Below are 25118 nucleotides of genomic sequence, written 5' to 3'. Positions count from 1 at the left end.
TCCCCTTCACGAGGTGGCGGGTTTACGGAAAAAGGGAGGGTTTGCGGAGGGTGTCAGTTGCCGATCGCCCGCATCGGCCCCGGTGTCCAGAGGCCGTTGTGGGTCTCGGTGGTGATGATCAGCTCCGCGTCCTTCTGCGGCAGGATCGGGGTGAGGCCCTGGAGCGAGCCCCAGTCCTTCGCCCAGTCGTTGCGCAGGTACGACGGGTAGACGCGGCCGCGCACCTCGTTCTCGATGATGCCCAACGGACCACCGGCGTCGCCGGCCATCCAGCGCTGCGAGTTCACCCGCTCGCCCTCGCGGTCGGGGGAGATCCGCCAGACCGGCGTCTCGAGGACGCCGTATTTGACCTGAGCGGGTCGCTGGCACGGGAACGCGAGTCCGGCCTCCCAGTCGATGAGGACGGGATCCTCGCTGCCCACGAGCTTGTTGAGCGTCTCCATCGACGACACCCGCGGCGGGGTGACGGCGAGCCACTGATCGCGCAGCGGAGAGGTGTCCTCGGCGAGCACGCGGACCACGGAGGCGCCCGGAGGTGCCTGATCCAGCGGGAAACGCAGGTTGCGCCACTCGGGTGCGCCACCGATGTCGAGCGGCATCATCTGACCGGCGGGGGCCACCGTGCCGTCCGGTGCGACGCGGCCGAACTGCAACCGCACATTCTGGCCCGGCCGGACGACCGCGAGATCATCGATGTACTCGACGTAGCCGGCCACGGACATGGTGATCAGCGGCTGGGCGTCGGAACGCCCTTGGGGCAGCTGGTACCAGTCGGAGGTGAGGTTCCCGGTCCCGGTGGGGGAGTTGTAGGTGCCCAGCACCGGGGTCTTGGACGGTGACAGTCCGAACGGCAGCTTCACCGTCGAGCCGTTGACGCCCGCCTGCGCGGTACGACCGCCGCTGGTGTCGGTCGACGACGTGGTGGTGTCGTCGGAGCTGCTGCCGTCCTCGGTCGGATCGGTCTGCGTGCGATCGACCTCGGCGGTCGAGGTGCCCGCGGAGTCGTCGGACTCCTCCTCGGTGTCCTCGGAGAGATCCGACGCGACGCCGTTGGGATCGAAGCCCGCCATGCCCGCGCCCGCGAGGGCCGCACCCGGCGACGGATTGTTCTGTCCGGCAACGCGTGCCGGGGCGAGGAGTCCGGCGGTCGGGTCGCTCTCCACGAGCACGGCGTCGGCGAGCGCACACGGTTCGCCCTTGAGCGCGTTCACGTTCGAGCTGAGCCACGACCACGAATTGCGCTGCGTCCAGTCTGCTTTCGCGAACGAGACCAGGGTGAACACCAGCATGATCGCCGACACGATGATGATCGACGGACTCCGCAGGCGTGAGAACAGCGACGTCGACGAGCCCGCACGGACCGCCTCGTCGACGTAGTCGTCGCGGAAGTGCTGCCAGAGGCCCAGCAGTGTCAGTGCGACCGCAACGGCGAGGATGCCGGTCCACAGCGGGATGCCCTTGACATCGGGAACGGCGTCGCGCCAAGGGATTCCGTAGCTGCCGACGTACCACCACTGGTTGCGTCCGGAGAACGCCAGGGCGAGGACGTAGGCGCAGGCGGCCGCGAACAGCGTGCGATTCCGGCGGCGCCGCATGATCGTCCGGTCCGCACACGCGGTCGCCACCGCGGCGAGCGCACCGCCGATCGCCGCGTACACACCCATCTGGTGGGTCCACTTGGTGGGCAGGAACGCCATCAGCACAACCGAACCCGCGACCATGGCCAGCAGACGCCACGTCGGTGCCGTCGCGATGCCGGGCAGATGCCGCCGGTTGAGCAGCATGATCACCACGAGGACGAAGCACGTGAACACGATCAGGACACCGAAGCGTCGGGCGATGCCGCCGTCCGCGGTCGGGTTCATCAGCATGTAGTAGCGCATCGGTTCTTCCCACCACTTGTTGGTGGGACCGACCTGACCGTTGACCGACACCGCTTCCAGGATCGGGGCGAGCGGCTGGTCGGCGAAGATCTCGAACATCACCGCCAGACCCGCGGCCAGGATCGGCAGCAGCAGCGGAAGGGCGCCATCGCGCTTGCGGCGCACCATGAACCGCTTGAGCAGCGGCCGGATACCGGCGATGAGCGCGATCGCCGCGATGACCCCGGTGGGGTGGATGGTCAGCGTGAACGCCGCCGAGATGATGGCGACCGTCAGCGGGAAGAACCGCCCGGTGGCGATGGCCCGTTCGACGCAGACCCACGTGAACAGGGTTCCGAGTGCGATCAGCGGTTCGACGCGCAGACCGTTGTTGTACGGCATCCACACGGCGAGGAAGACCAGGGCGGCGGCCCAGATCGCGGGCGTCGACTCGCGGACCGCACGACCCAGGCGGGGGATCGCGGCACGGGAGATCAGCCACCACGACGTCATCGCGAAGATGAACGGCAGCAGGCGGAGCCACGGGGTGGCCGTGCTGACGTCCATCCACACCGACAGGTACTGGTAGTGCCAGCCGAACGGATCCTGCGGCACGCCGAAGTAGCGGTAGTAGTTGTCGAGATAGCCGGCCTCGCGGGCGATCCGGCCCACCGTCACCTGATATCCGTCGTCGGCGGTGTTGCCGCCGACGAACAGCCAGATTCCCAAGATGAGTGCGACGAATCCGTCGACCGGGCGGACCCGCCACCAGCCGGCCGGGAAGATCTTGTGGTGCCCGCGGGCGTCACGGGCGTCGAGAACCGCCAGGGCGGCCAGCGACAGAATGGTCGCCGCCACGCCCAGCACCAGCAGCCAGAACTTGAGACTCGTGGGGGTGGAGACGAATCGGGTGTCGATGGTCGACCGGAAGGACAGTCCCTCGGTGGACACGGTCGACGGCAGTCCCGAGTAGACGCCGATGATCTGCGGACGCGCGTTCGGGTCCTGGAGATCGAACTCGTGGATCGCACTCGCGGTCTCGGGCACGCCCTGGATCGAGCCGCGGCTGCCGTCGGTGTCCGCGTCGACGACGATGCGGCAGTCCGGGGCGTTCTGGGCGGCCGTGCGAGGAGTGTTGAGCAGCACCACGTTTCGCTGGACGACCTGCAGGGAGTCGGCGGTGGCCCGGATGAACAGGCCGACCTTCCCAGCCTCCGCACCGCCCTCGGGCACCGTGGACAGCAGGACGCCGCCGGTGCGCGGGAGCGACGCACCCAGCGCACACGGGACGGAGACCTCCATCGACACCGGCACGAACGACACGTTCGGTGCGGCGACGTTGGCGACCGAACCCTGCTGCGGCCAGACGAGTTCGGACTTCGTGTAGTCGACCGGCAGGAACGGGCTCAGCAGCGCCAGCAGGATGCCGAGCGCGCCCGCCGCCATGGCGACGATGCGCGCCTTGCCCGCATGGCGTTCGGAGAAACTCTGCTCCCGTTTCGCCGGCGGCGAGTCGTCGTGCTCCGCTTCGATGGGAGCGTCAACGCGGTCAGTCATCTTCGGGCACCACCCTGATCGGGCCGGGTCGTGACCATCCCCATGTGGTCGCCGACCCGGTTGTCACGTCCGCCGGCCGCGCCTGCGGCACCAGCGGGTTGAGTCGCTGCAGGTTGCCCCACTCGCGATACCAGTCGTTGTCGAGATACGTCGCCACCGTCGACGGCCGGGTCAGTGCCTCGACGGTCGTCAGCAGGCCGCCGTCCTCGGCGGCCATCCAGGTCTTGGATTGCGAGTTGGCGATCCAGGATTCCGGCAGGATTCGCCAGTCGGGGACGTCGAAGACGCCCTCGTGGGCGGTCATCGGCCGCTGGCACGGGAACCAGGCGCCGGCGGCGAAGTCGATGAGAACCGGATCGGTCGAACCGACCACCTGCTGCAGGGTCTCCAGGACCGGAGCACGCGGCGGCGTGATCGCGAGCCACTGGTCGGCGTCGAGGTTGTTGTCCTTGGCGACGAGGCGCATCACCGTGGCATCGGCGGGCACGCGGTCCATCGGGATTCGGAGATTGCGCCACGGCCGGTTCGACCGCTCGGCGTCGATCGGGACCGCGGGTGCGCCGACCTCGACGAACTCGCCGTCGACCTCGCGGCCGAACTCGACCTGCAGCGTCTGCCCGAAGATCGGGACACCGTCGCGGTCGTAGGTGAACACGGCACCCGCGGCGGTGACGGCGATCAGCGGCGAGGCGTCGCGATCCGGGAGGCGATACCACCCGGTGGTCAGCGTGGCCTGTCCGTCACTGGTCTCGTGGCTGCCCATGACCGGCGTGGTGGCCGGGTCGAGGCCGTACGGGAGCGCGGCGGTGCTGCCGTTGACCCCGCGCGGGCCCACGCCGCCCGCGGTGCCGGGGTTGGAACCGTAGACGATGAAGGTCTTGGAGAGGTCCGCGGAGGTGTTCATCGCGCCGGGCTTCTGGGCACCGGCCTGCGGTGTCAGGTCGGGCTTCACGCCGTTGGGGCTGAAGCCGTGCGAGTCGCCCTCCAGGGTCTTCGACGCCGATCCGCCGTCAGCGGGGGCGAGTGTGCCCTTGTTGGGGTCCGGCTCGACGAGCACCGCGTCGGCCATGGCGCACGTGTTGCCGCGCAGGGAGTCGAGGTTGGCCGACAGCACGGTGAACGTGTCGGACCGGCTGACCGCGGCCTTGGCGAAGACCGCGAGCTCGCAGACGACGATGAGGACGGCGATCACCGCGATCGGTGCCGAGGCGACGCCGATGCGCCAACCGGCCGGAGCGGCGCCCTGGTCGTGGGACAGGCCGGTCTCGTCGACGTAGTCCATGCGCAGGTGCTGCCAGACGGCGAACACTAGCGCGACGACGGCCAGCGCGAGCAGCACCGTGGACACCTGCATCCCGGCGATGACCGGTGCCTTGTCGAACCAGGCGATGCCGAAGTTGTACGGCCACGGCCACGCGTTCTTGCCGGCCGCGGCGGCGGCACACGCCACGAGCAGGCCGGCGATCAGGATCGACAGGTTGCGCAGCGTTCGGCTCGCCGCCTGGCCGATCGCGACACAGGCGACGGCGGCCAGCGCCGCGCCGAGGCCGGCGAAGATGCCGAACTGGATCGTCCACTTGGTCGGCGTGAACGACAGCAGCAGGATCGTCAGCAACGATGCGCCCAGGACGCGCCACACGGCCCCGGGGTCGACTCCGTCGATCCGCTTGCGACGCAACATGATCGCGAGTACGAGGAACATCGACACGGCGAACAGCAGCACCGGGATGCGTCGTGCGAGTGCACCGTCGGTGTGGTTCACGGCCAGGAAGTAGTAGCGCAGCAGCTCCTGGTACCAGGCCAGCGTCGGTCCGACCGAGTAGCGGATGCGGATCGCCTCGAAGACCGTCGCCAGCGTCTGGTCGCGGAAGACGACGATGACGACGAGCGCACCCGCACCGAGGACAGGTGCGAGGAGCGGCAGCAGACCGTCTTCACGACGGCGGCGGACAAGGATGCGCAGCAACGGCCGGGCGCTGGCGATCAGCAGAGCCAGCGCGACCAGGCCGTGCGGGGCCAGTGCGAGCGTCAGCAGCGCGGTGAGCGCGGCGAGTGCTGCGGGGAGCATCCGGCGCGTCGAGACCGTGACCTCGACCGCCCACCAGGTGAGGAGCGTGCCGAGCACGATGATGCCCTCACTGCGCAGACCCGAACACATCGGCAGCCAGAACGCCAGGAACACCGCTGCACCGGTCAGCATCGCCCACTGGGACCGGCGGACGGCGCCGCCGAGACGCGGCAGCAGCACCCGGCTGAGGATGAACCAGGCGGCAAGGCCGGCGATCAACGAGGGCAGACGCATCCACAGGCCGGTGGTCGAGATCGTCGACCAGTAGGCGAGGAAGTTGTAGTACCAGTCGAACGGCGCCTCGGGGATGCCGTAGAAGCGGTAGTAGTCGGCCAGGTAGCCCGCGTCCGCGGCGTTGCGGCCCATGTTGAGGATGTAGCCGTCATCCGGCGACCCGGCACCCAGGAAGTGCCACACGACGAGCGTCAGGGTGACGCCGATGTCGGTCGGCGTCGGCCGCAGCACCTTTCCCCAGCGGAGCCTGCCGCCCACCCGGCGGTGGTAGCCGTGGATGCGGTCGAGTCGGCCCACCGCGATCAGCGCGACGATCGCCGCGACGACGCCGATGATCATGACCAGCCACTTGATCACCGACGGCGAGGAGTCGAAGCGGTCGTCGATCTCGATCCGCACGTCGATGCCCGACGCCCGGACCTGCTCGGTGGTCAGGCCGGTGAACACACCCGCGATCTGCGGATTCGACGACGGCTCGGCCAGGCCCACATCGCCGCCACCGGCGCTCGCCGCACCCGGGGGCAGGCCGACGAACTGGGCGCCGGTCGTGGTGGCGTCGGAGAAGATGCGTAGGTCGTCGCATCCCGCCAGAGCGGAACGCGGTACCGAGGCCAGGGTCTTGTTGCGGACCGACACCGTCACATTCGCGGCGTCGGCCACCACGAAGAGACCGTTCTCACGCGCCTTCGTGGCGCTCGCCGGCATGGTCGACAGCACCGTCGTGGTCGCATCGCCCGGCGTGGCCGCCAGCACCCGGCACGGGATGGTGATCTGCACATCGCGTGCGGTCTGTGCGACCAGCGGTGCGGTGACCGACGCCGACTCCGCGCCCAGCTCTTGGCTCTGCGGCCACGTGATCGACGCCGTCGAGGTGGTGACCGGCAGGAACGGGGTCAGCACACCGGCGGCGAGGGCGACCAGTCCGGCCACCGCGGCCACGATCGCCACGGGCCGCGAGGAACGATCGGAAGACTGCGCTACGGGGGTGTCGGCGCCGACGGTGGGCTCGTCTGATTCGGACACTCCAGGCGACTTCGGCACAGGCGCATCGTAGTCAGCGATGCTGTGACAATCCCAAATCGAGCTCCCGTCGGGAACTCAGGCGAACCTGGCCAGGATCGAGTGAACGGCCTGCGTGACGGTCATCCGGTCATAGGTCTGGACGAACTCGAAGGTGCGCGCCAGGTCGGGGCCGGCGTCGTGCTGGTCGCGCGCGGAGAGCAGTGCGGCGAAGTGCGGGCCGAGGACCGCGACGTTCCACTCGTTGATCAGGTCGTCCTCGGGATCGAGGGGCGCCCGGTGCACGTTGCCGTCCCGCACATCGGGGAGCCCGACGCCGTAGACGCCGGCCAGGCCGGTCTGGGTCGACATCTCCCGCCACCGCTTGGCGGTGCGGGGAGTGAAGTGCTCGGCGAACTGGAAGGTGCCCAGCACGATGGCGGCGCCCCCGATCGCGGCCTGGTGTTCCAAGGCCTTGCTCATCTCGATGAGCAGGCGCTTGTTGCCCATGCGCGGCTCGATGGAGGTCGATGCGATGCGATACGGGGTCGACTTCTCCGAGTCCGGGGTCGTCCACACCGGCATGTCGGGCAGCGGGACGATGGTCCGCGTCGCCAGAGTCGACGGGTCGGACACCGGCGGGTACAGATCGCCGATACCGAAGGCCGCGCCCATCGTCTGGGCGGTCACCCGGGACGACTCGTCGTCGACGCCCTCGGCGATCACCACGGCATGACTGCGTTCGGTGTGCGCGGCAAGGGCGTGGACGAGCTGTGCGGCATCGGCGGTGGCCTGCTTGGCGAGGAGCTCGGCACCGGTCACGATGATGTCCGGTTCGACGAGCGACAGCAGGGTGGCGGCGTGTTCGCTGCGGACCAGGCCGTCGACACAGATGATCTTGCCCGCGGCGCGGGCCCGCGCGACCCGGGCCAGCGTGCGCTGGGGACTGCGTTCGACGGAGTCGGGCAGGATCACCATGACGTGGCGCTCGAGCGTGTGAGTGGTCTCCTCGTCGAGATTGTCGATCAGTTCCAGATCGAGGTTGACCAGGAGGGGAAGGATTTTGGCCAGCGACTGCGCGCGCGGGCTGGCGGCCATCTTCCGCTTACGTTCGTCCAGCACCGGGTGCTCTTCGACGAGCCGTGCGGCCCGCTTGAGGGCGGCGGCGGTGGCGAGGCGGGTTCCGGCGGGTCCACGGAGCTGTAGTTCGACGGCAGCCAACGCTCCGTCCGACAGCCGGCACACCGGCGCGAACTGCATGTGGAGCTCCAGATCGTCGAACAGCGTGAATGATCGTGTTTCAGCCACACGTACCTCCCCGTCAGAGCGAGGGCGCCCCGATCGATCCGGCGGACGCAATTGTCTTCACATCCTGTTCACGGCCTAAGCCTGTGCCCAGAGTAACAGTGCGTCGACGGTTGGACGTGCGACAACACCCGTACCACATCGAGAGATCAACTCTCGCAACGTGTTCGGGTCAAGAGGGGGGAAACCGCGGCCGCGAGCTGGTGGTGGGGGCGGTCGCGACCGCGGTTTAAGTGCGGGACCGGGCGATGGCCCCGCACCCGGTCTAGCGGTCAGCGTGCGGCGTCGGCGGCTTCCTTCTCGCTGCTGGCGCCGGCGTGACTCAGCTCGCCCGTGTAGCTCTCGAGATGGGCGCGGACGAACCACTGGAACTTCTCGAGTTCAGCGGTCTGCCCGATCAGGACGTCCTCGGTGATCGGGTCGATCTCACCGATCTTCTCGATCGCGTCTCGGTGCGAGGTGATGAAGCCCTCGTAGACGAGGTCGAGGGCTCCGAGGTGTGCCTGTGCGGTGTCGCGACCGATGGAGTAATCGCTCCACGAGCGGTCGGTCTCGATCGCCTTGGCCGTGCCCTTGGGCGACGAACCCAGGGTCGCGATGCGCTCGGCGACGGTGTCGGCGTAGCCGCGGACGAGTTCGACCTGCGGGTCGATCATCTCGTGTACCCCGATGAAGTTCGCGCCGACCACGTTCCAGTGGATGTGCTTGAGGGTGAGATGCAGGTCGTTCAGTGCGCTGAGGCGCTCCTGCAGGATCCCGGCCACCTCATCGGCCGATTCCGTGCTGAGTCCTGGTGCCGTGAATTTACTCATGACACGACGCTAGGCCGCGGTCACGGCGGGATCGAGGGTCGCGCGGGATGAGTGACGCGACCGAGATTGGAGGTCACGGTGCGGTAACGAACGGAGGTCGCCTGGTTTCGACGAGGGTGTTGCGGGTAGCACCGCGACACCCTCGTCGGACCAGGTCAGAGCCTCAGTACCCGCTGGAACGCATCGGGGCGGGGTCGTACAGCCCCGACCGTCGTGCCTCCCCGAGTTCGATCTCGGCAGGCGGGGCCGGGATGATCTCGGTGAACCGCTGCAGGCCGCCCCAGTCGCGGCCCCAGTTGTTGCGCAGGTACGTCGGTAGCAGCGTCGGACGCAGCATCGCCTCGGTGATGCCCAACGGTCCGCCCGCGGTGCCCGACATCCAGGTCTGGCTGTTCTTCCGGGTGGCCTCGGCGTCGGGCATGATCCGCCACTTCGGCACCTCGAGTACACCGTGCCGGACCTTCATCGGCTGCTGGCACGGGAAGACCAGACCGGGCAGCCAGTCGATGAAGACCGGGTCGGTCCGGCCGACGACATCGTCCAGGGTCGCCAGCCTGCTGACGCGCGGCGGGGTGATGGCCACCCACTCCGACGACGCCGCTGCGGTGTCCTCGACCAGGATGCGCACCACGGTCGACTGTGCCGGCGAATCGGCCAGCGGGAACCGCAGGTTGCGCCAGGTCGGGACCTCACCGATGTCGATGGGGAACATCTGTCCCGTCGGCACCACCCGGCCGTCGGCGCCGACACGACCGAACTGCGCGATCACCTTCTGGCCGGCGTGGACGACGCCGATTCCGTCGACGGCCTCGACCGACCCGGCGACCGCCATGGTGAGCAGCGGGGCGTCGTCGGAACGTTCGGGCAGCTGGTACCAGTCCGTCGTCAGGGAGGCGGAGCCCGACGGCGAGCCGTAGCTGCCGAGAACCGGTGTCGCAGCTGGGTTCAGCCCGAACGGCAGACGGACCGTCGACCCGTTGATCCCGCGCGCACCCTGTCCGCCCTCGGTGCCACCCTGCGCCGACGACGAGTCGGCGGACTCGTCCGCACCGGCGCCGGTCTGCGCGGTGTTCTGGGCGGTCGTGGTGGACGAGGTGTCGCTCTCGGTCGCGTCCACCGACAGCTTGTCGGGGACGCCGTTGGGCGTGAAGCCGGTCGAGTCCGAACCCGAGAGTGCCTGTGCGACAGCGGGTGCCGGACGTCCGTTGACTGCCGCCGGAGAGAGCAGGCCGGCGGTCGGATCGGCCTCGACGAGGACATCATTGGCCAGACCGCACGAGTTGCCGGTCAGGGCACGGGCATTGGACTTCATCCAGGACCAGGAGTCCCGTTGCTCGTAGGCGCCCTTCAGGAACGAGGCGACCATGAACAGCACCATCAGGCCGGAGATCACCGGCAGCGGTGAGAACTTGAGCTTCGAGTACCACCGGTCGCCACCGAGGGTCCGGGTCTGCTCGTCGACGAAGTCGTCGCGGAAGTGGAACCACAGACCGGCCAGGGCGGTGACCACCGCAGCGAGGAGGATGAACCACGCGACGTTGATCCCGCCGACGGCCGGCGGGCGGTCCCACCACGGCACGCCGTAGCTGCCGACGAACCACCAGCCGTTGGTGCCGGCGAAGGAGATCCCGGTGATCGCGAGGACGGCGGCCGCGAAGAAGGTGCGGTTGCGACGCGACCGGAGGACGGCCGGCGCCATCATCGCGCCCGCCGCGGCGGCGATACCGGCGGCGATACCGGCGTAGACGCCGAAGTGGTGGGTCCACTTGGTCGGGGTGAACGCGATGAGGAACATGGTGCCGAGCGTGACCGCGATCAGTCGCCAGATCGGGGCCCGTGCAACGCCGTTGGGATGCTCGCGACGGAGCAGGCGCAGGAGCACGACGAACAGGCAGAGGATCATCGCCAGCACGCCGAAACGACGCGCGAGGGTGCCGTCGGCGGTCGGCAGGATCAGGTAGTAGTACCGGATCGGTTCCTGCCACCACTCCAGGGTCGGCCCCACGTCGGAGGCGACCTTGTTGCCCGCGATCAGCGGGGCCAGGGGCTGGTCGAAGAAGATCTGGAAGAGCACCGCGGTACCGGCGGCCAAGATCGGCGCGAGCATCGGCAGCAGCCCGTCGCGGCGACGCCGGGACACGAGCGTCTTGACGATCGGCCGGATGCCCGCGAGCAGCGCGGCGACCGCCATCAACCCGCCGGGGGCGAGGGCGAGGGTGAAGGCCGCGGTCACCACCGCGATCGCGTACGGCAGCAGGCGCCGCGTCGCGATCGCCCGTTCCACGCAGCACCAGGTGAGCAGCGCGCCCACGGCCTCGGCGGGTTCGGGACGCAGACCGTTGTTGAACGGCAACCAGATTGCGAGGAAGACGAACGCCGCCGACCAGACCGCGGGCGTGCTGTTGCGGACGGTGCGGCCCAGACGAGGGATCACCTCGCGGCTGATGAGCCACCAGCCGAGAAGGCCGAGCAGAAAGGCGGGCAGGCGCATGAACGGCGCGGCGACGCTGATGTGCGACATCGCCGAGATGACCTGGAAATGCCAGCCGAAGGGATCCTGCGGGACACCGAAGTAGCGGAAGTAGTTGTCCGCGTAGCCGGCCTCGCTGGTGATGCGGCCGACGGTGAAGTTGTAGCCGTCGTCGGAGGTGTTGGCGCCGGCGAACCACCAGAAGGCCAGGATCGCGAACACCGCGACGTCCGGCGGGCGGATGGTCCACCAACCGGTCGGCAGGAAACGCTTGTGCGCCCGCCCGTCCCGGCTGTCGAGAACACCGAGAGCGATGAGCGAGAGGATCGTCATCACGATGCCGATCACGATCGCCGCGAGCTTCACCGGCGTCGGCGAGGTGACGTAGCGCGTGTCGATGGTGGCGCGCAGCGACAACCCGTCGCGGGACACGTCGGCGGGCAGATCGCTGTAGATGCCGACGATCTGCGGTCGCATCTCGTGGTCGGGGATGGCGAACTCGTTGAGACCACCATCGGCGGCGTCCGGGGCGGGCAGGCCCTCGAAGCGGCCGTCGACGCCCTCACCGTCGGCGTGCATCACGATCCGGCAGTTCGGGTTGGCCTGCGCCGCCGCACGGTCGGTGTCGAGGAGCACCACGTTGCGGTCGATCATCGTCAGCGTGTCGGCGGTGGCGCGGACGAAGAGGCCGCGAGCGGAGTCGTCCTGTCCACCCTCCGGCGTCGTCGAGAGGAGGACACCGCCTTGCGCGGGCAGGCGGGCGGCCAGCGAACACGGCACGGACATGTCCATGTCGATCGGGACGAAGGCCACCAGTGGTGCGGCCACATCCGAGACCGAATCGCCCTGTGGCCATTCGAGTTCGGCGGTGGTCTGGTTCACCGGCAGGATCGGCGTGACGATCGCGAGCAGGAAACCCAGCAGGCCGGTGACGACCGCGACGATCTTCGCGGTGCGATAGTCGCGTCCGGGCCGCTCGTCGGCCTGCGGGGCCGTGCTCGTGGGGTTGGGTTCACTCATCGGATTCGGGCTCCACCCTGATCGAGCCGGCGCGTGACCAGCCCCATTGCGTCGTCTGTGCGGTGTCGATCTGTGCGTTCGGTGCGTCGGGTACCAGTGGCGTCAGCTTCTCCAGGGCGCCCCATTCGCGGACCCAGTCGTCCTTGAGGTAGGTCGACACGGCCTGGGCCGAGGTCGTCGTCTCCGAGATGGCCAGCAGGCCGCCGTCGACCCCGGCCTGCCAGGTCTTGGACTGCGAGTTGGTCAGCGGGTAGTCACCCAGGATCCGCCACTGCGGGACCTGGGCGACGCCGTGCGAGACACCCATCGGCTGCTGGCACGGGAAGTGCGAGGCCACCCCGAAGTCGATCAGGGTCGGCGCCGTCGTCCCGACGACCTCCTGCAGGGTCTGCAGCTGCGGCGCGCGCGGCGGGGTGATCCCGATGAACTGCTTGTCGCCGAGGTTGTTGTCCTGCAACGACAGTCGCATCACGGTCGCGGCCGGCGGTGCGGCCGCCATCGGCACCCGCATGTTGCGCCACGGGCGGTTGAGGATCACCGGTCCGGGGTCGATGGGCAGGATGTCCGGGCCGACCTGCTGGAACGAGCCGTCGGGGCCGGGACGGCCGAACTGCACGACCATCTTCTGCCCGAAGTTGCGTACCCCGAAGGTGTCGATGGTCGAGACGGCGCCCGCGGTGCTGAACACGAGCAGCGGCGACGCGGCACGGTCGGCGGGCAGGTCGTACCAGCCCGTCGTCAGGCGCGCCTCGCCGTTGTATCCGTAGCTGCCGAGCACGGGCGTGGTGGCCGGGTCGAGTCCGTAGGGGAGCTTGGCGTTCGACCCGTTGACGGTTTCGGGTCCGCGGCCGCCGGTGGTCCCGGAGCCGAGTCCGCCGGTGATGGCGAACGGGCGTGCCATGCTCGCCGACACGTTCATCTGGCCCGGGCGCTGGCTTCCCGGTTCGGGCTGCAGGTCGCCGGGGATGCCGTTGGGGGAGAAGCCCACCGGGTTCTCGCCGCGCAGTGCCTCGGTCGCCGACGCACCGCCGGCGGGGGTGAGCATGCCGGTGTTCGGGTCGACTTCGACGAGCACCTCGTCGGCGAGGCCGCACGGGTTGCCGCGCAGGGTGTTCAGGTTCTCGGTGAGCACCGTCGGTGCCGGATACCGGGTGACGGCGGCCTTGACGAACAGCAGCATCTCGACGACGACGAGGAGTCCGGCGATCACCGCGATCGGCGAGGACGCGAGGAACAGGCGGCGACGATCCGCGCGGGTCTCGCCGGGGCCGGTGTCGCTGTGAGCGAGTCCGCGATTGGTGACGTAGTCGAGTCGCAGATGTTGCCACACCGCCAGGGCGGCGGCGAGGACGGCGAGGATCAGGAACAGCGTCGACGCCCCGTAGCCGGCGATGACGGGCGCCCGGTCGAACCAGGAGATGCCGTACTCGTAGGCGAACGGCCAGGAGTTGTAACCGGCCATCGCCGCGGCCATCGCGAACAGCAGACCCGACACGAAGACGGTGAGGTTGCGTGCCGATCGTGCTGCGGACTGGGCGACGGCGAGGGTCGCGGCCGCGGCGATCGCCGCCGCGAGACCGGCGAGCACGCCGAACTGGATCGTCCACTTGGTCGGGGTGAACACGAACAGCAGCAGGGTCACGCCGACGGCGCCGACGAGACGCCACACCGGGCCGGGGTCGACACCGCGAATCCTGGTGCGCCGCAGCATCACCGCGACCACGACGAACAGGCCGGCGAGAAGCAGCAGCAGTGGCACCCGCCGGGTCAGCGAGCCGTCGTCGGTGACGACCGAGATGAAGTAGTACCGCAAGAACTCCTGGTGCCAGGAGATCACCGGGCCGACGGTGTAGCGGAGCTTGATGGCCTCGAGCACAGTCGCGAGCGTCTGGTCCCGGAACACGATCACCAGTACGACCATCCCGGCGGCGACGATCGGCGCGACGAGCGCCGCGGTCGACGTCCACGTCGAACCGCCGAGCTCGCTGCGTCGTCGGAGCAGGATGTGCAGCAACGCGCGGGCGGCGACGAGCAGGATCGCGACACCCACGACGCCGTGCGGGGCGAGCGCGAGGGTGAACCCGGCGAGCGCCGCGGCCAGCGCCGCCGGCAGCAGGCGTCGGGTGGAGATGGCGTATTCGGCTGCCCACCAGGTCAACAGGGAGCCGAGGACGATGATGCCCTCGCTGCGCAGGCCGCTGCAGAACGGCAGCCAGAACGCCGTGAAGGTTAGGGCGGCAGCCCAGGTCGACCACGAGCTGCGACGCACCGCCGGGCCGAGACGCGGCAGCAGCACCCGGCTGAGCACGAACCACGACACGAGGCCGGCGACGAGTGCCGGGATGTGCATCCACAGGATCGACGGCGAAATCGACGACCACATCGAGAGGAAGCTGTAGTACCAGTCGAACGGCGCCTCGGGGATGCCGTAGTAGCGGTAGTAGTTGGCCAGGTAACCGAACCCGTCGGCGGTGCGGCCCATGTTGAGGACGTAACCGTCGTCGGGCGACCCGGCACCCAGGAACAGCCAGATCAGCAGGATCGTCGTCACGACCAGGTCGGCGGCGCGCGGCTTCAGTGAGTGCCACCAGGCGTGGGTGCGGGCCCCGATCCGCCGGTGGTAGCCCTGGATGCGGTCGAGAAGGGCCAGGGCGACCAGGGCCACGATCACCGAGATCACGGCGAGGACCATCACGATGATCTTCAGGACCGTCGGCGAGGACTCGTACCGGTTGTCGATGTCGATCGAGACCGACATCCCGGCGTCGGCCGCGGCGCGGGCCTGCTCGGCACTCAGCTCGCTGAAGATGCCGGCGACCTGCGGTCGCTTCTCCGGCGGCAGGACCGTCGATTCACCGAGGCCGACGAACCGGGCGCCGGGTCCGCTCGGGGCGGAGAAGATGTGCAGCTCGCGGCAACGGTCGAGTTCGGCGCGGGCCGCGGTGGCCGCGACGCTGTTGCGGAAGGTGACGGTGACGGCCTGATCGGACTTCGTCACCCACAGCGACGAGCCCTTCGACTTCGGCGCGCTCACCGGCATGGTCGAGAGGACGATGCCGTTGCGAGCGCCGGTAAGCGTCGAACACGGGATGCGGGCGTCGAGTGTCTGCGGGGTCTGCGCGATGAGCGGCGCCATCACCGATGACGTCTCCGCCGCGAGCTCCTGACCTGCGGGCCAGGTGATGTCGGCGTCGGTGGCCTTCACCGGCAGGAGCGGGGTGAGAGCGCACAGCACGACGCCGAGAACACCCGCGACGATCGCGATCAGACGGGCGGTACGTGCGGAAACACGGGACGTCGGGGCTGTCACAGGCACGGTGCTTGATCGTATGCGACCGGCACCCGCCCACCTAGCGCCCACCCTGAGCTGCGCCGCTCCTCAGTGTCGGATCGGCGCCGGGCTCCAGAGGCCGCTGCGGGTCTGGGTGCCAGTGTCGATGTCGGCGAGGGTGTCCACGCCGCCGTACGGCTCGTAGCGCTCCAGCGCGCCCCAGTCGCGACCGATGTCGGCCATCAGGTACGTCGGCAGCGCGGTCGCCTGCTGGGAGACCTCGATCCAGCCGAGCGGTCCACCGCCGAAGCTGTTCTGCCACGCCGACACCGCTGCGGCGAGATCGGCTCCCGGCTTGATGCGCCACTTCGGGATCTCGGCGATACCCGCGTCGTGGGTGAACGGTCGCTGGCACGGGAAGCCGAGCCCCGACGTCCAGTCGACGTGTACCGGGTCGGTGCTGCCGACGACGTCCTGCAGGGTGTCCATCTGCGGAACCCGTGGCGGGGTCAGCACGATGAAGCGGTCCTCGTTGAGATTGTCGTCGGTGGCCACGATGCGGACCGCAGTGGTGTCGGCGGGCAGCTCATCGGTGTTGTACCGCAGGTTGCGCCAGGCCGGGCGCGGTCCGGGGTCGATGAGTTCGGTCTCACCGGCGGCGGTCAGGTCGGCGTCCCCGGTGTCCGGTCCGATCGGGTCGGCGGTGTATTCGAGCATCACGTTCGGGTTGTCGTACTCACCGGCCACCGACATCGTCAGCAGCGGACGGTCACGCCAGTCCTTCGGGAGCGCGTACCAGCCGGAGGTGAGGCGCGCCGGAACCTGGTCGAGCTTGGAGTAGCTGCCCATCACGGGCGTCGTCGCGGGGTCGAGGAAGAACGGCAGGGCCGCGGTGCTGCCGTTGACGCCGGGTTCGGGCAGTTCGCCGCCGCCGGTGCCGCCGGGGTTGGAGTTCAGGATCTTGGGGTCGGCCCAGACGTTGCCGGACAGCACGCCAAGCGAGCCCTCGCTGGCGGTCGACGCCAGGTCCAGCGGAACCCCGTTCGGTGAGAAGCCGGACGTGGTGGCCGACGCGCCGGGGGCGGGCGGCGGCCCGGCGAGCGGATTGGTGAGCGAGGAGTCGACCGGGCGCAGCATGTCGCGGTTCGGGTCCGCCTCGACCCACACCTTGTCGGCCATCGCGCACGGCTTTCCGGCGACCGCGGCCAGGTTGGACCGCGGTACCGAGAAGGACGAGCTCTGGTGGATGCCGGCGAAGATCGCGGTGATGATCTGGAAGACGACGACCGCCATCGCGAGGTAGGCGAGGGGGGCGGCCGCCACCGAGGCGAACAGTCGCCGATACCACCGCCGGTCGGAGGTGTCGACGGGTTCCGCGGGATGCGGATCGGTGCCGGTGAACGGTTCGCGGAAGTGGAACCACAGTGCGACGAGCAGCAGCGCGAGCGACGCGTACAGCAGGACGCTGCCCAGCATCACGCCGCCGATCGTCACCTGCTGGATGCCCCAGGGCATACCCCAGGAGGAGTAGTAGTAATAGGAGTTCGGCGCGGTGAACGCCAGACCGCCGATGAACAGGACGAGCGCGCAGAACAGGGTGCGGTTGCGTCGTGAGTGCATCGACTGCTGGCTCGCGGCGATCGCGGCGATGGCTGCCAGTGCGGCGGCGATACCGGCGAAGACGCCGAAGTGGTGGGTCCACTTGGTCGGCGTGAACATGAGGAACACCAGCGAGGCGAAGGTGATCGCGACGATGCGCCGGGTGGGTCCGATGGCCGTTCCGGGGATGCGGTTCTTGCGGATCAGGACCGCTGCGGACACCACGAGACCGAGGATCATCGCGAGGACCGCGAAGCGTCGAGCGATCGAGCCGTCGGCGGAGAAGGCGAACAGCGCCGAATAGCGACCGAGCTCGTTGTACCAGTTCATCGACGGTCCGAGCGCGGTCTTCATGCTCGACGCCTCGGAGAACGAGCGCAGGGTCAGGTTCGAGAACACCACGAAGACGACGAAGCTGCCGGCGGCCAGGATCGGTGCGATCAGCGCGACGAACGACCATCGCAGCGCGCGGGGCGAGGTCGAGTCACCGGTGATCACCCGGGCACGTTTGATCAGCGCCATGATCATCGGACGTGCGCCGGCGATCAGTGCCGCGACTGCGAGCAGGCCGGTGGGGCCGGCGGCGATGCTGAAGGCACCGACCAGGCAGGCCACCGCGGCGGGTAACAGGCGGCCGGTCGCGATGGCGCGCTCCACCGAACACCAGGTGAGCAGGGCGCCGAGGCAGATGATCGGCTCGGGACGCAGGCCGTTGTTGAACGGGAACCAGCAGGCGAGGAAGGTGAAGGCCGCGGTCCACGCGACATACGGGCGCGCGATCGCGGCGCGGCCGAGCCGCGGGATCACCTCGTGACTCACGATGAGCCACACCAGGATCCCGCAGGCGAGCGCGGGTAGCCGCATCCACGGACTGGCCACCGAGACATGGCTGAGCAGTCCGAAGACCTGGTAGTACCAGCCGAACGGCGCTTCCGGCGCGCCGTACCAGCGGAAGTAGTTGGCGGTGTAGTCGCTGTCCTGCGCGACCCGCGACATCGTCAGCAGGTAACCGTCGTCGGAGGTGTTCGGGCCGATCATGTGCCAGAGGATCAGCGCACCGATCACCACATAGTCGCGCGCGTTGAGGCGCCACCAGCGGGCCGGGAAGATGCGTCGATGACGGCGGCCGTCGGTCGCGTCGAGAGCGGCGAGTGCGGCCAGCGAGAGCAACGTCGAGGCGACACCGACGATGACGACGAGCCACTTCGAGATCGTCGGGGCCGTGTTGTACCGGGAGTCGACCGTGACGTGCGCGTCGAGACCCTCGATGGCGGCCGCGGGTCCGGACAGGTCGGTGAAGAGGCCGGTGACCTGCGGTCGCTGATCAGGCGAGTTCTTGAAGGCCTCTTTGTCCTCGGTGGTGCCCTCGAGCGGGTCGCCGGCGTCGTTGGTCATGCCGACGAACTCGGCGGTCACCGCGTCGGAATCGGCGTGGACGACGATCTCGCGGCAGTCCTGCGTGCGCATGTCCTGGAGGCTCGCGGAGATCAGCGGGACGTTGCGGATGACCACCTCGACGCCCTGGCGGTCGGCGGGGGCGGCGGCGGCGCCCGTCTTGCGGATGAACAGGCCGCGTTCGGCGGACTTCTCCGCCTGCTTCGGTGTGGTCGACAGCAGCACCGAACCACCGGGAGGCAGGTCGTCGACCGCGGCGCACGGGATGGTGACGTCGAGGTCGACGGGGGTGTAGCCGATGAGCGGGGAGGCGACGGAACCGATCTGTCCGTTCTGGGGCCAGTTGATCTCCGCGGTCTTCTGCTCGACCGGCATCAGCGGGGTGGCGAGCGCGAGCAGAAAGCCGAGCAGGCCGGTGACGATGGCGACGATCCTCGCTCGTCGGACGGTCTGCGCTGGCACAAAGAGAGATGGTAGCCGCTGAGGTGTCTCGCCCCGGTCGGCGAGGCGGCTGAGACTATGGTGAACCCATGTCCGACTCCACGTCCGATACGGCCGGTGCGCAACCGCTGCCGATCCTGCTGCTCAACGGGCCGAACCTGAACACCCTGGGTACGCGTGAGCCGGCGATCTACGGCTCCGAGACACTCGATGATGTCGTCGACCTCGCCGAGCGGACCGCGTCGGAACTCGGTTTCGGCCTGCGTGCGGCGCAGACCAATCACGAGGGACAGATGATCGACTGGATTCACGAGTCGGTCGGGAAGATCAGCGGCATCGTCATCAACCCCGGCGGGTGGACCCACACGTCGGTGGCCCTCGCCGACGCCCTGGTGGTGCCCGGCGTGCCGATCTTCGAGGTGCACATCAGCAATGTGCACAAGCGCGAGGCGTTCCGGCACCACTCCTATGTCTCACCGCTCGCGGCCGGCGTCATCGCGGGTTACGGCATCCGCGGCTATGAGTTTGCGATCCGACGACTCGCGGAGATCGTGGACTGAACCCGATTGCTGCAACCCAGGGGTTGCAAGTCACGAGCCGTGATGCAACCATTGGGTTGCATCATTCGAAGTGACCCAGGAGGCGTCATGAGTGCGACCGATCCCGAAACAGTCAGTGCGGCAACCGATGAGAACTTCGATCGGGTCGAGCGGGAGATCGCCATCGAGGCGACCGCCGAGCGCGTGTGGCAGCTCGTCAGCGAACCCGGCTGGTACATCAACGACAGCGTGATCACCGAGCACCGGATCGACCGCGACGGAGATCTGTCGACGGTGCACGATCCGGTCCACGGCGCCTTCGTCTTTCGCACCGTGAAACTCGACGAGCCGCGCTACGCCGCCTTCCGTTGGCTCGCCGACGCATCCGATCCCGACTCGGAGTCGACGCTCGTCGAGTTCTGGATCGCCGACTCCGAGTCCGGGGTGATCCTCAAGGTCGTCGAGTCGGGATTCGCCTCGCTGTCCGGTTCGGAGGCGGAGCGACGCGCCCGGTTCGACGGCAACGCCGAAGGGTGGAAGCTCGAGCTCGAACTGGCACGCACCCACCTGACGAGCAGATCCGATGCCTGAGGTTGCTCCGGTCGAGATCTTCGGCGCTCTCGCCGACGAGAGTCGCTGGCAGATCCTCGTCAGATTGGGAACCGAACCGGCGTCGGCGTCGACCCTCGCCACCGAGTTGCCGATCAGCCGTCAGGCGATCGCCAAACATCTCAAGATACTGACCGATGCGGGCCTGGTCACAGCGACCCGTGCCGGCCGCGAAATACGTCACGAGGCAGCCGGTTCGGAGCTCTCGCGCCTCGCACGACATCTGGACACGATCGCGCGCGGATGGGATCGGCGACTGGCCGGTATCAAGAAGGCCGCCGAACGCGACTGACCCGCGAGAGGTTGCTCGTGGAGAGACCTCTCAGAACGGCGGTGGACCGTCGGCCTGCTCACGTCGTTCACGTTCTCGCTGGTTGCGGGCACGTTCGGCCCGCCGGCGTGCGTGTTTGTGCGCGAGCCGGTTGCTGCTGGGCGGGGTGTCGTCCCCCGTGATGACCCGTGGGGACGGTGGGGCCTGGGGTGGCTGTTCGTAGCGGATACGACGCAGGTTGGGGAAGGAGTCCTCGAGGTTCTCGGCGTCACCAGGGATGACGACGCCTTCCGGGGTGCGGTACTCGGTGACCAGGTGGCCGTCGTCGTCGCGGTACTGGACGTCGATCCAGTCGCCGAACGTCTTGTGCAGGTGCCCGAACCGGCACTTGGCATTGAGGTTCTCACTCGATGTGGCCCCACCCTGGGCGGGATTTGTGTGGTCGTACTCGGCGACGTGGTCCAGATCGCTACCGAAAGCGGACTGGGCGCAGCCGGGTTCGGTGCAATAGCCGTCACGCACCCGCACGAAGTCAGCACACGCGGTGGTGGGCCGGTACGGGTCAGCGGCTTGCGCACCGGGATAGACGATCACGACGTCGTTCGACGGGACGTCCTCGACGACGATGCGGGCCGGTGGTGTGCGGACCGGGGTGACGGGTGTGATGGTGGAGTCCGCCCGTTCGGCGAGATCACGCACATGCTCGTCGGAGACGATCCCGTGGCCGTCGACCCAACCGATACCGGGTGCCCCGGCGAGAGTGGCGGCATCGGTGACCACGTGGATGACGACCTCGGTGCTCACCGACCGGACCACCTCGGCGGGGTCGGGGATCTCGGCGTCACAATTCTCACGCTGGCATTGGCAATCGAAAATGGTGCCGGTCAACAGCGCGAACATGGCATCGGAGTTGCGCTGGTTACGGTTCCGGCCGTCGTGCGCACACACGGTATCGGCCAACGCTTTCACCGCTCTCGCGGCGATGCGAATGTTCTCCGCGGCCATCACGCCGGTGATCTCACCGGTCCCGTCGGTGAAGTTCTCGGTCCACATACCGCGCTTGTCAAGGGCCTCCTTGCGCCGTTCCCGTACCGCGTCAGGATCGTGACGAAAGACGAGGCGATCGACCATGTCACGCAGCTTCGGCGGGGTCCACGCGCCCTTGCGATTACGCACGATGCGTTCGATCTCGGTATCGAGGTCCGCGATGACCGCGTCATCGGAAATGAGGTCGGTGCGGGAGATGACCGTCTGGATCAACTGGCGCGACAGGATGCCGTCGCGCAGGGTGGTCAGCACTTTCGGTAGCCGGTCCCGCAGGGCGAGCGCTTCACCCACCCACTGATCGGCCTGGTAGCGGGTGATGGCGGCTTCGCGGCAGACCCGGGTCACCATCTCGGTGTAGCGGTCGATGAAGAATCCGCCCTGAGTGTTGACCACGAGCTGGTCGTAGACGGTGATGATCGACTCATACCGGCACCACGCCAGATACGCCTCACCATGGCGGATCGAACCGAACCGTTCCATATGGGTTGCGGTGTCGGACAATTCGGGGTGGGCAGCATCGACCCCGGCGAGGAACCCGCTCGGAAGATCGGTCCATGCACGCGACACGCTGCCCCCACAACGTCTACAGCCCAACCTGGATGGCTGAATCTGTTACCAACCAATGTAGATCAACCCACCGACAAACGCGGGTCTTCCTCCACAAGGTCGGGAAATAGAAACGTTGTGGGGCAGACGGTTTGATCGGAATGAAGTCTGGCAGACAAGTTCTAACCTGCCGCGCGCTCCAGGATCTCCTCTATCGCCCTTGCGGTCTCGGTGGCGTGCGGAGCGCGGATCATCGAGATGTGGTCGCCGTCGATGTCGAGGAACTCGACCTTCCCCGACGTGAAGTGGCCCCAGAGGGCGGGATCGTCGGTGTTGGTGCGTGCCTTGACGACCGTGATCGGACCCGAGTAGGGGCTGGGCCGGTGCCGTCGGATCATCTTGGTGCCGAGGCGGAAGAAGACGACCCACTGCACCGGCGTCGACAACGGGACGAGTCCCGCGGTGAGAACCAGTGCCTTGAGGGCGATTTCCTGCACGACGCGCTGGACCGGTGAGCCGGTGGGCTTCTTCGCGTCGGTTCCGGTGCGGTCCGGCAGTGTCTCGCTCGTCATCGTCAGCGAGCGCAGCGAGTTGCCGATGCGCTGCACGACGTTCGGTCCGCTCCCGGAAAGGCGTTGTGCCAGAATCGGGTCGATGACCGAATCGAGCACGGCGACCGGATGGCAGGTCTCGCCGGCCCGGGTGAGGCGCGCGGCGACCTCGACGGCGATGAACCCGCCCAGCGAGTAACCGCCGATCTGATACGGGCCGTGGGGCTGCACCGACCGGATGTCGGCGATCGCCCGACGTGCCGCGGCGCGCACAGAATGATCTGCACGGCCGCGCTTTTCGACGCCACGGGACTGGATGGCGTACACCGGACGGTCGCCGGAGAGTGCACGGACGACCGGCGTCAGGCTCGTCGCGAGACTGCCCGCCCCGGCGATGAGGAAGACCGGGTCGCCGGCGCCCTTCCGCAACGGGATCAGCGTGGCACCGGTGGCGTTCTTGGAGCGCTCCTTCGCGGCCGCCTCGATCCGCTGCGCGAACTGCGCGATCGTCGGTGCCTCGGCGAGCATGGCGGTGTTCACCTCCAACTGGAGGTGGTGCTGGACCTCGGAGAGCATCTTGGCTGCGGCGAGGGAGTCACCGCCGAGCTCCACGAAGTCGTCGTGACGACCGAAGGACTGGGGTTCGAGACCCAGGATCTCGCTCCAGAAGCGGTGCAGCGCCATCTCGGTCAACCCGCGCGGACGCTCGGGCGTCGGGCGCGGTGGGGGAGGCGGCAGCGCTCCGCGGTCGACCTTGCCGCGCTCGTTGCGCGGGATCTCCGAGACCACGACGATGTCGCGCGGGATCATCCACGGGGTCAGCGTCTTTCCGAGTTCGTGCCGGATCTCCGCGGGCGACGGCGACCACTTCAACGGGTCGACGGCCACGTGCGCGGTGAGCCGGCCCTCGTCCCGATCGGCGGTGACGACGGCGTCGGTGGTCCAGGGCAGCGACCGCAGCGCGGACTCGACCTCGAGGGGTTCGACGAGATAGCCGCGGATCTTGATCGCGTCGTCGCCACGACCGAGCAGTGCGAGCTCACCGTTGTCGTCGAGACGGCCGAGATCGCCGGTGCGATAGCGTCTGCGGCCGTCCGGCAGCGAGGTGAAGCGGGCCGCGGTCAGCTCCGGATCCGCGTGGTACCCGAAGGCGATGTGTGCGGATTCGACGATGACCTCACCGGTGGTCCCCGGCGGCAGATCGTGACCGTCCTCGTCGACGATGCGGACGACCTTGTCCGATGCCGGGAGGCCGACCGGTATCGCGCCGTCGGTGACCTCGCGTTCCGGCGGGAAGAGATTGAAGGCCAGGTTGCCGACCTCGGATGCACCTGCCCAGCAACAGAACACGCCGCGGGAGAGGATGGTGTTCCGTGCGAGTTCGACATCTGCGCGATGCGCGGGCTCACCGCAGGTCGAGAGCAGGCGCAGGGAGTCGACGGCGTCCTCGGCGTCGAGCTCGCCCAGCCACGACCGGAGCAGCGACGGAGTGCAGTGCGCGGTGGTGGCACTTTCGGCGGACAGCCAGTCGCGTAGCCCGGTGGTCGTGCGGCGCCGGACATCCCACAGCAGCATCGTCGCACCGTTCAGGAGGCTCATCGCGAGCGCGTCGAGCCCGCCGCCGAAGCTCAGCGGCAGCAGCACCGCAGCGCGATCGTCGGGACCGAGCTCCATGAACCGTCGGCCGTCACGCGCGCATCGCGGGATGGCGAGCTCGAACCGTGTGCGGCGACGTAGCGGTGCATGTGTGCGATCCCGGCGTCGAACCGCCGATCGTCCGCACGACTGCGGCCAGTGGTGGGGGTGTCGTGCTCGCCAGGCATGGCGTCACCGCGTGTTCGTGGCGGCGGGTCGTACCGTCCACTGCCAGTCCGGGAACTCGGTCTCGATGCGGCGGATCCGCTCCGCCGACAACCGGCCTCTGCGGTAGTCGGCACGACGGGTGGCGACCCAAATACCGATCGGGAAGCCGTCGATCACATCCCGCTGAGGGACCTGGCTGGTCCCGTGAGCAGCAACATAGCGGCGCAGGTGAGACAGGCCGGTCTCGAATGCCGCCGCGGAGGCCTCGTCCTGAGGCAGCCACCGCCAGTCCGGAAACTCGGACTCCAGACGCGCGATCCGCTCGGCCGACAGTCGGCCTCTGCGGTAGTCAGCGCGACGTGACGCGACCCAGGTGCCGATCTCGAAACCGTCGACCACATCGCCCTCTCCGGCGTTGCTCGTGCCGTGGACGGCGGCGAAACGGCGTAGATGGGTCACGCCGACGTCGAACATCGCGTCCCGCACATTCCACACCCAGCCGGGGAACTCGGCCTCGAACCGGCGGATCCGCTCGGGCGACAGTCCACCCCGCCGGTACTCGGCACGGCGGTTGACGACCCACTGACCGATCGCGAACCCGTCGATCGTCGCGCCGCGCGGCGGCGAGCTCGAACCATGCACGGCGGCGTAGCGGTGCAGGTGGGCGATCCCGGCCTCGAACCGCGGGTCGAAACTACTCATCGCAGCTCGTCGCTTGC

General features: G+C 68.5%; 13 protein-coding genes. 3 read left to right on the top strand and 10 right to left on the bottom strand.

Annotated features, from left to right (window positions below):
- Window positions 1-53: 53 nt before the first annotated feature.
- The 7 genes from GOALK_RS10530 to GOALK_RS10500 form a co-directional block, all read right to left on the bottom strand.
- Entirely contained in the window at window positions 54-3419 is a 3366-nt protein-coding gene (locus tag GOALK_RS10530) for an arabinosyltransferase domain-containing protein (RefSeq protein WP_006358796.1), read from the bottom strand.
- Entirely contained in the window at window positions 3412-6669 is a 3258-nt protein-coding gene (locus tag GOALK_RS10525; RefSeq protein ID WP_081474336.1) for an arabinosyltransferase domain-containing protein, read from the bottom strand. The genes GOALK_RS10530 and GOALK_RS10525 overlap by 8 nt, the downstream gene beginning before the upstream one ends.
- 150 nt (window positions 6670-6819) lie before the next feature.
- Window positions 6820-8028 carry a DICT sensory domain-containing protein gene (locus GOALK_RS10520; RefSeq protein WP_006358794.1) on the bottom strand — a complete coding sequence of 403 codons (1209 nt, stop codon included), beginning with the start codon at window positions 8026-8028 and terminating at the stop codon, window positions 6820-6822.
- A 269-nt stretch (window positions 8029-8297) separates the two neighbouring features.
- A complete protein-coding gene (locus tag GOALK_RS10515; protein WP_006358793.1) occupies window positions 8298-8837 on the bottom strand; it encodes a Dps family protein in 540 nt (179 codons plus the stop codon).
- Between the two features lie 163 nt (window positions 8838-9000).
- Window positions 9001-12327, bottom strand: coding sequence for an arabinosyltransferase domain-containing protein (locus GOALK_RS10510; RefSeq protein WP_006358792.1), 3327 nt, complete (start codon window positions 12325-12327; stop codon window positions 9001-9003).
- Window positions 12320-15643: an arabinosyltransferase domain-containing protein gene (locus GOALK_RS10505; protein WP_373278713.1), complete on the bottom strand. Its 3324-nt coding sequence runs from the start codon at window positions 15641-15643 to the stop codon at window positions 12320-12322. The genes GOALK_RS10510 and GOALK_RS10505 overlap by 8 nt, the downstream gene beginning before the upstream one ends.
- Before the next feature lie 63 nt (window positions 15644-15706).
- Window positions 15707-19054, bottom strand: a complete 3348-nt coding sequence (locus tag GOALK_RS10500; protein ID WP_006358790.1) for an arabinosyltransferase domain-containing protein — start codon at window positions 19052-19054, stop codon at window positions 15707-15709.
- Window positions 19055-19122: 68 nt separating this feature from the next.
- Between GOALK_RS10500 and aroQ the strand changes: the two genes are divergently transcribed.
- The 3 genes from aroQ to GOALK_RS10485 all read left to right on the top strand — a co-directional run bounded on the left by aroQ (window position 19123) and on the right by GOALK_RS10485 (window position 20473).
- Complete coding sequence (gene aroQ / locus GOALK_RS10495) at window positions 19123-19593, top strand: type II 3-dehydroquinate dehydratase (protein WP_006358789.1); 471 nt, start codon at window positions 19123-19125, stop codon at window positions 19591-19593.
- Between the two features lie 87 nt (window positions 19594-19680).
- Window positions 19681-20163 (top strand): SRPBCC family protein, encoded by a 483-nt coding sequence (locus GOALK_RS10490; RefSeq protein ID WP_006358788.1) that lies wholly within the window; start codon window positions 19681-19683, stop codon window positions 20161-20163.
- Window positions 20156-20473, top strand: a complete 318-nt coding sequence (locus GOALK_RS10485) for an ArsR/SmtB family transcription factor (protein WP_006358787.1) — start codon at window positions 20156-20158, stop codon at window positions 20471-20473. The genes GOALK_RS10490 and GOALK_RS10485 overlap by 8 nt, the downstream gene beginning before the upstream one ends.
- A 30-nt stretch (window positions 20474-20503) precedes the next feature.
- On the opposite strand, the gene GOALK_RS10480 is transcribed toward GOALK_RS10485, so the two are convergent.
- The 3 genes from GOALK_RS10480 to GOALK_RS10470 form a co-directional block, all read right to left on the bottom strand.
- Entirely contained in the window at window positions 20504-22066 is a 1563-nt protein-coding gene (locus GOALK_RS10480; RefSeq protein WP_006358786.1) for an HNH endonuclease signature motif containing protein, read from the bottom strand.
- 161 nt (window positions 22067-22227) lie between these two features.
- Window positions 22228-24270: an alpha/beta fold hydrolase gene (locus GOALK_RS10475; protein WP_006358785.1), complete on the bottom strand. Its 2043-nt coding sequence runs from the start codon at window positions 24268-24270 to the stop codon at window positions 22228-22230.
- 153 nt (window positions 24271-24423) lie between these two features.
- Window positions 24424-25101: a helicase associated domain-containing protein gene (locus GOALK_RS10470; RefSeq protein WP_006358784.1), complete on the bottom strand. Its 678-nt coding sequence runs from the start codon at window positions 25099-25101 to the stop codon at window positions 24424-24426.
- Window positions 25102-25118 lie beyond the last annotated feature (17 nt).

Origin of the sequence: Gordonia alkanivorans NBRC 16433, assembly GCF_000225505.1 — a bacterium.
GTDB lineage: Bacteria > Actinomycetota > Actinomycetes > Mycobacteriales > Mycobacteriaceae > Gordonia > Gordonia alkanivorans.
This window is presented reverse-complemented; position numbering and strand designations above follow the sequence as displayed.

Bases quoted from the DNA above. Each gene is read 5' to 3' on its own strand.
- GOALK_RS10530 (WP_006358796.1), bottom strand. From the start codon at position 3,419: ATGACTGACCGCGTTGACGCTCCCATCGAAGCGGAGCACGACGACTCG.
- GOALK_RS10515 (WP_006358793.1), bottom strand. From the start codon at position 8,837: ATGAGTAAATTCACGGCACCAGGACTCAGCACGGAATCGGCCGATGAG.
- GOALK_RS10510 (WP_006358792.1), bottom strand. From the start codon at position 12,327: ATGAGTGAACCCAACCCCACGAGCACGGCCCCGCAGGCCGACGAGCGG.
- aroQ (WP_006358789.1), top strand. From the start codon at position 19,123: ATGTCCGACTCCACGTCCGATACGGCCGGTGCGCAACCGCTGCCGATC.
- GOALK_RS10490 (WP_006358788.1), top strand. From the start codon at position 19,681: ATGAGTGCGACCGATCCCGAAACAGTCAGTGCGGCAACCGATGAGAAC.
- GOALK_RS10485 (WP_006358787.1), top strand. From the start codon at position 20,156: ATGCCTGAGGTTGCTCCGGTCGAGATCTTCGGCGCTCTCGCCGACGAG.
- GOALK_RS10475 (WP_006358785.1), bottom strand. From the start codon at position 24,270: ATGGAGCTCGGTCCCGACGATCGCGCTGCGGTGCTGCTGCCGCTGAGC.
- GOALK_RS10470 (WP_006358784.1), bottom strand. From the start codon at position 25,101: ATGAGTAGTTTCGACCCGCGGTTCGAGGCCGGGATCGCCCACCTGCAC.